Origin of the sequence: Bacillus sp. B1-b2, from assembly GCF_009183415.1 — a bacterium.
In the GTDB taxonomy this organism is placed as follows: Bacteria; Bacillota; Bacilli; order Bacillales; family Cytobacillaceae; genus Niallia.
In genome coordinates, this window is the sequence record NZ_WEHU01000060.1 from 1 (window position 1) to 5,491 (window position 5,491).

Annotated in this window: 5 protein-coding genes, 20 tRNA genes and 1 rRNA gene; 23 read left to right on the forward strand and 3 right to left on the reverse strand. The window is 39.6% G+C overall.

Annotated features, from left to right (window positions below):
• Positions 1-5: 5 nt before the first annotated feature.
• From rrf to F9279_RS24570, 21 genes are all read left to right on the forward strand, one after another.
• A 5S ribosomal RNA gene (gene rrf / locus F9279_RS24470) occupies positions 6-122 on the forward strand.
• Between the two features lie 177 nt (positions 123-299).
• Positions 300-374 (forward strand) — tRNA-Glu (locus F9279_RS24475).
• 3 nt (positions 375-377) lie between these two features.
• A tRNA-Val gene (locus F9279_RS24480) sits at positions 378-453 on the forward strand.
• Positions 454-461: 8 nt separating this feature from the next.
• Positions 462-537 (forward strand) — tRNA-Thr (locus tag F9279_RS24485).
• Positions 538-542: 5 nt separating this feature from the next.
• A tRNA-Lys gene (locus F9279_RS24490) sits at positions 543-615 on the forward strand.
• A 15-nt stretch (positions 616-630) separates the two neighbouring features.
• Positions 631-715 (forward strand) — tRNA-Leu (locus F9279_RS24495).
• An 8-nt stretch (positions 716-723) separates the two neighbouring features.
• A tRNA-Leu gene (locus tag F9279_RS24500) sits at positions 724-812 on the forward strand.
• A gap of 19 nt (positions 813-831) precedes the next feature.
• Positions 832-908 (forward strand) — tRNA-Arg (locus tag F9279_RS24505).
• 8 nt (positions 909-916) lie between these two features.
• Positions 917-993 (forward strand) — tRNA-Pro (locus tag F9279_RS24510).
• An 18-nt stretch (positions 994-1,011) separates the two neighbouring features.
• Positions 1,012-1,087 (forward strand) — tRNA-Ala (locus F9279_RS24515).
• A gap of 33 nt (positions 1,088-1,120) precedes the next feature.
• A tRNA-Met gene (locus tag F9279_RS24520) sits at positions 1,121-1,194 on the forward strand.
• Between the two features lie 11 nt (positions 1,195-1,205).
• A tRNA-Ile gene (locus tag F9279_RS24525) sits at positions 1,206-1,282 on the forward strand.
• A gap of 10 nt (positions 1,283-1,292) precedes the next feature.
• Positions 1,293-1,385, forward strand: a tRNA-Ser gene (locus F9279_RS24530).
• A 22-nt stretch (positions 1,386-1,407) separates the two neighbouring features.
• Positions 1,408-1,481 (forward strand) — tRNA-Met (locus tag F9279_RS24535).
• 7 nt (positions 1,482-1,488) lie between these two features.
• Positions 1,489-1,565 (forward strand) — tRNA-Asp (locus F9279_RS24540).
• 33 nt (positions 1,566-1,598) lie between these two features.
• Positions 1,599-1,682 (forward strand) — tRNA-Tyr (locus F9279_RS24545).
• A gap of 63 nt (positions 1,683-1,745) precedes the next feature.
• A tRNA-His gene (locus F9279_RS24550) sits at positions 1,746-1,821 on the forward strand.
• A 12-nt stretch (positions 1,822-1,833) separates the two neighbouring features.
• Positions 1,834-1,908: transfer RNA gene (locus tag F9279_RS24555), tRNA-Gln, on the forward strand.
• 34 nt (positions 1,909-1,942) lie between these two features.
• A tRNA-Gly gene (locus tag F9279_RS24560) sits at positions 1,943-2,016 on the forward strand.
• 5 nt (positions 2,017-2,021) lie between these two features.
• Positions 2,022-2,098, forward strand: a tRNA-Ile gene (locus tag F9279_RS24565).
• Between the two features lie 4 nt (positions 2,099-2,102).
• Positions 2,103-2,174: transfer RNA gene (locus tag F9279_RS24570), tRNA-Asn, on the forward strand.
• A gap of 78 nt (positions 2,175-2,252) precedes the next feature.
• On the opposite strand, the gene F9279_RS24575 is transcribed toward F9279_RS24570, so the two are convergent.
• Complete coding sequence (locus F9279_RS24575; RefSeq protein ID WP_152116712.1) at positions 2,253-2,690, reverse strand: holin family protein; 438 nt, start codon at positions 2,688-2,690, stop codon at positions 2,253-2,255.
• A 329-nt stretch (positions 2,691-3,019) separates the two neighbouring features.
• Here F9279_RS24575 and F9279_RS24580 point away from each other — a divergent pair, with 329 nt between their 5' ends.
• Together F9279_RS24580 and F9279_RS24585 are read left to right on the forward strand one after the other, a co-directional pair.
• Entirely contained in the window at positions 3,020-3,610 is a 591-nt protein-coding gene (locus tag F9279_RS24580; protein ID WP_152116713.1) for a sigma-70 family RNA polymerase sigma factor, read from the forward strand.
• Between the two features lie 195 nt (positions 3,611-3,805).
• Complete coding sequence (locus F9279_RS24585; protein ID WP_152116714.1) at positions 3,806-4,159, forward strand: hypothetical protein; 354 nt, start codon at positions 3,806-3,808, stop codon at positions 4,157-4,159.
• A 221-nt stretch (positions 4,160-4,380) separates the two neighbouring features.
• Here the strand turns inward: F9279_RS24585 and F9279_RS24590 are convergent, their stop codons facing one another.
• Together F9279_RS24590 and F9279_RS24595 are read right to left on the reverse strand one after the other, a co-directional pair.
• Positions 4,381-4,647, reverse strand: coding sequence for a helix-turn-helix domain-containing protein (locus tag F9279_RS24590; protein WP_152116715.1), 267 nt, complete (start codon positions 4,645-4,647; stop codon positions 4,381-4,383).
• A gap of 32 nt (positions 4,648-4,679) precedes the next feature.
• Positions 4,680-5,144: a competence protein ComK gene (locus F9279_RS24595; protein ID WP_152116716.1), complete on the reverse strand. Its 465-nt coding sequence runs from the start codon at positions 5,142-5,144 to the stop codon at positions 4,680-4,682.
• Between the last annotated feature and the right edge of the window lie 347 nt (positions 5,145-5,491).

The following is a 5,491-nucleotide window of genomic DNA, read 5'->3' on the forward strand; positions in this document are numbered from 1 at the left end:
AATAGTCTGGTGGCGATAGCGAGAAGGTCACACCCGTTCCCATACCGAACACGGAAGTTAAGCTTCTCAGCGCCGATGGTAGTTGGGGGCTCTCCCCCTGTGAGAGTAGGACGTCGCCAGGCACAAAAATTGGACTTCTCTTATAAAATAGATTGGTTCTTTTTTCTTCCGTTTTTTAGTTCTTCAAGTAATTGATACTAAAAAATTGGGAAATAAAATTGAAATATATCTTGACCAGAATTATTGTTTTTTATATAATAAATTCTGTCGCAAAAAAGTAAATAAACCAGTATAAAACTGGCCCATTGGTCAAGCGGTTAAGACACCGCCCTTTCACGGCGGTAACACGGGTTCGAATCCCGTATGGGTCACCAAATGGAGGATTAGCTCAGCTGGGAGAGCATCTGCCTTACAAGCAGAGGGTCGGCGGTTCGATCCCGTCATCCTCCACCATAACACTTGCCGGTGTAGCTCAATTGGTAGAGCAACTGACTTGTAATCAGTAGGTTGAGGGTTCAAGTCCTTTCGCCGGCACCATTTATGAGCCATTAGCTCAGTCGGTAGAGCATCTGACTTTTAATCAGAGGGTCGAAGGTTCGAATCCTTCATGGCTCACTTTCCATTATATTTGCGGGTGTGGCGGAATTGGCAGACGCACTAGACTTAGGATCTAGCGCCGCAAGGCGTGGGGGTTCGACTCCCTTCACCCGCACCAAAAACAATGCCGGGGTGGCGGAACTGGCAGACGCACAGGACTTAAAATCCTGCGGTAGGTGACTACCGTACCGGTTCGATTCCGGTCCTCGGCACCATTGTTTTTTTAAAAAATATGCGCCCGTAGCTCAATTGGATAGAGCGTCTGACTACGGATCAGAAGGTTATGGGTTCGACTCCTTTCGGGCGCGCCATATTTTAACGGGAAGTAGCTCAGCTTGGTAGAGCACTTGGTTTGGGACCAAGGGGTCGCAGGTTCGAATCCTGTCTTCCCGACCATTCGAAATATATTATATTGGGGCCTTAGCTCAGCTGGGAGAGCGCCTGCCTTGCACGCAGGAGGTCAGCGGTTCGATCCCGCTAGGCTCCACCAATTTTGTTAAAAAGATTAATATATAAATATCATGGCGGCGTAGCTCAGCTGGCTAGAGCGTACGGTTCATACCCGTGAGGTCGGGGGTTCGATCCCCTCTGCCGCTATCCATCTTAGCGGACCTTTAGCTCAGTTGGTTAGAGCAGACGGCTCATAACCGTCCGGTCGTAGGTTCGAGTCCTACAAGGTCCACCATTTATATCGAGGAGGAATACCCAAGTCCGGCTGAAGGGATCGGTCTTGAAAACCGACAGGCGGGTCAAACCGCGCAGGGGTTCGAATCCCCTTTCCTCCTCCATTATTCATAATAATTTTATCGTCGCGGGGTGGAGCAGTCTGGTAGCTCGTCGGGCTCATAACCCGAAGGTCGCAGGTTCAAATCCTGTCCCCGCAATCATAATGGTCCGGTAGTTCAGTTGGTTAGAATGCCTGCCTGTCACGCAGGAGGTCGCGGGTTCGAGTCCCGTCCGGACCGCCATTAAGATAAATTTAATTCATTTATTATATATACGGAGGGGTAGCGAAGTGGCTAAACGCGGCGGACTGTAAATCCGCTCCTTCGGGTTCGGCGGTTCGAATCCGTCCCCCTCCACCATTTAAAAGGTAGAACAGAGGTAAATAAACCTCCGATGTTACCTAAGCCAAAGAAGATATTATGGCGGTTGTGGCGAAGTGGTTAACGCATCGGATTGTGGCTCCGACATTCGTGGGTTCGATTCCCATCAGTCGCCCCATAAATATTTCGTTGGGCTATAGCCAAGCGGTAAGGCAACGGACTTTGACTCCGTCACTCGTTGGTTCGAATCCAGCTAGCCCAGCCATTACATTTATTGATAAACTAAATAGTATTATTTTGCGGGTGTAGTTTAATGGTAAAACCTCAGCCTTCCAAGCTGATGTCGTGGGTTCGATTCCCATCACCCGCTCCAATTATGGGCCTATAGCTCAGCTGGTTAGAGCGCACGCCTGATAAGCGTGAGGTCGATGGTTCGAGTCCATTTAGGCCCACCATTATTCCGCAGTAGCTCAGTGGTAGAGCATTCGGCTGTTAACCGAACGGTCGTAGGTTCGAGTCCTACCTGCGGAGTCAATCTTTAAAAAAGTACGAAAAAGAAACTTGCAATAGCCTTAGAGTAACATCTAAAGCTATCGCAAGTTTTTTCTATTATATATCCTTTTTCTTCGATTCTTTCTCTGTTTGATTATTGGTTACATGCTTTTTTATTTGTAGAAGAGAATCTGATATCACTCTTGGTATTTTCACTCCCATAGCGGTTAAATTCTCCACAATGGACAGACCTTCATTTCCGATTGCTAGCCAGGTCATTAAGGTTACAAATACAGGAGCATCATTTAGAAGTAAATCTAGAAGATAGGCGAACAAGATAGATAATAGAATAGCTCCCTTTTTTATTATCCCTAAACTCATAATAGATGACTTTAGTTCTTTCTTTTGAAGTCCCCTCATTATCCCACTTACTAGATCAACTGCCATGATAGCTAATAGAATTTGAAGAGTTTGGTCAAAATGGCCAGTAATAAATGCATAAGACGTTCCTACTCCTGCGATTAGCCAAGCTTTTAATTCCTGTAAGTAGCTCATTGAATTCCTCCCATTCTCTTTTCTGTATAAAGTCTATATATCTAGCATTTCCTTTTTGTAAAGAGAGAGAAGGAGCTAACTATGAATGAAATACTATGAATTAAATTTACATATTGTTGCTTTGAGATATAAGAATAGTATAAATGCTTTCAAAAATTGGGTATTAGTAGAAAGGAGGGAAAATGAAGTAATACACTTTAGAACAAGTGTTCCTGTTTTGTTTTTATGTGCTACAATATAAAAAAGACGAACAATCAAATTTTTTTTACTATAAAACAGAACATATGTTCCTTATTAGGTTAAAGAAAGTAGTTTAGAGGGGGAAAGGCATGAAAACGATTCTTTTTGCAAACGAACCTGCTAAGAGTTTGAGCTTTGAGGAAGTAAGAAAGAGATTTATTCCTATGCTAATTAAAACAATGAAAATAGCGAATGAAAAATTTATATACAATCAAATAGAAGAAGAAGATTTTCAACAAATATTAGAAGTAGAGTTGTGGAGAGCTTATGAACAGTATTCCTCAGAGACAGGAAATTGTTTCTCTACTTACTTATTTAATAAGCTTAGAAAAGGAGTTCGAAATGCAACCTATCATAAGTATTCACTAAAAAATCAAGGAGTGATTATTTCTATACATGCACCAGTCAATAAGAACAATCAAATGCTAGAAGATATTCTCGTAGATAATGATCCTTCCTTAAATAGCTTAGAAACAATTGATTTAATAGATCTAATTAAAAGAAATACCAGCCTTCATGAAAACGAACTTCTATCCATTCTTTTAGATAAGCAGTCACATACAGTGAAGGATTATGCAATGAAGTATGGGATTACACGTCAAGCAGCTAATCAAAGAGTTATAAAGTATAGAAAAAAACTACAAGTTATAGTTGCAAAAAATTATCTAGGTATATCATAAGAAGAAATCTATAGGGATTTTTTTAGAAAGAGAACGACATTTAAAACACTCTATCATCTCTAAAGGTTTCTCCTTATGATGCACTCCATATTTTTAAGTAAACGATCAAAAGTTCATGTTCCCCATTCCACCCTAATATATCTTTTTGTGTTTCTCTTTATTATAATTGTAATGAAAAGGATGAGGAGGGGAACTATGAAGATAGTCGTTAGAAGGAATGCATTAGAACTATATATAAATCAGCATACAGATACGCAAGGACATTATACTGGTAAGGATAACTGGGAGATTATAATGAAGCAAATAGCTGGAAAAGAGCTTGAAGTGGATACAGAATCTCTTTTTAAATATGAATTTAATACAAAAGAGATTATCGGAGTTAGTAAACGAGGAATAAGAATTTCTGATCTATATGTGGAACAAATCCTGGATGATGCTCGGATTGGAAAAGCTAGATGTGATTACTGTGAGCATACAAGTAATGCTCTTCAATATTGTACGCATTGTGGAAGAACAGACTGTCTAGAACCATTTTTGGAAGAAGAATAAAAAGTCTAACTACTTCTCAGCTATTTCTCTATAAGAAACCATGCCCCTAATGGACAAAGCTCCCTTTAGCACACCTAAAGTTTATCTACAACTTGCAATGGATGTTAAGGTATTGATGGCCCCCCAACAAGGATGTTACGATCATGAAAGGAGGCACATTCAAACCTTCTCTATGAGAATCCAGGTGAAAAAAGTTAAGTTAAATGCCTATAATATTGTTGCTAATCACCGATACTGACTTCTCCTACTCTTTCCTTCACAGCATCTAAGGCATCAGTAGGACTAATATTTAATACATCGCAAATGGCATGAAAAACTCGAACAGATGGTACTGTTGGGCCAAGTTCAATATTGCCTATATGGTTGGTACTAATGCCAGCTTTCTCTGCAAGATTTTCAATCGTCATTCCTGCCCACTCACGTTTTTCCCTTATATACTTTCCTAAATATCTTGTATAATCAGCTGATTGATATAGTTCTTTAGTCAATATGATCCCTCATTTTTTGTATAATAATGGATTTACTTTTTCCTCTGTAGAGCTTTTTTACAGAGCCATGTACGATACAATTGCTTTTTAAGAATATGTTGGGACTCTTTCATATGCTTTTCAACTCCATCATTAAATAGAATGATAGAAGGATGAGCCCCCTTACTTGGCATAATATCTTCCACATGATGAACAAATACCCATATACAATCAGGGTTATTGGGAGAACAGGTTGGAAATGCGTAGATGTCTTTCGATTCACTGATGGGAATAGGAATTTTTTTATGTATTCCAGTTAAGTAGGTCATGGAGGTGCGCCTTCCTTTGTATTCCGATCCTCCCTGGATAGTCGCTTCTTTAATGATTTCTAAAGGTGTTTTTTTAACGAGATATTCGTTTTTCCCTTCCAACACAATACTTTGATAATCAATTTGATAAGCAGGACTTACTAGCTTTGTACTGGTATTGACTTTGTACGAGTTTAGAATTTCACTCATTTTTCATTCTCCTTTTCAATAATAGATGTACTTCTTTTAGTGGTTTCTAAGAAGTAAATAGGGGAGGTGAGTGTATCCTGCCATGTTGTAAGGAAAATAGAAGATCAGGTAGTTAATGTCAGGTTACGGAAATCTGTGATATTAGAATCTTTCTATTTGTTAATAACCTCCTTTTCTACTATTATCTACAATTTTTGCAGCTTGAACACCATCTATAATGTGTATTTTTCTGTGAAAAGGACGTGAATGAAAACTTTGGTAGTAGACTAAAAATGGGGCGAGAGAATGTGGCTTAGGATTCATTTTTCTTAAAAAAGACAATAAGAAAGAAACCTATTAAAAATTTG

Bases quoted from the DNA above. Each gene is read 5' to 3' on its own strand.
- F9279_RS24580 (WP_152116713.1), top strand. From the start codon at position 3,020: ATGAAAACGATTCTTTTTGCAAACGAACCTGCTAAGAGTTTGAGCTTT.
- F9279_RS24585 (WP_152116714.1), top strand. From the start codon at position 3,806: ATGAAGATAGTCGTTAGAAGGAATGCATTAGAACTATATATAAATCAG.
- F9279_RS24595 (WP_152116716.1), bottom strand. From the start codon at position 5,144: ATGAGTGAAATTCTAAACTCGTACAAAGTCAATACCAGTACAAAGCTA.
- F9279_RS24575 (WP_152116712.1), bottom strand. From the start codon at position 2,690: ATGAGCTACTTACAGGAATTAAAAGCTTGGCTAATCGCAGGAGTAGGA.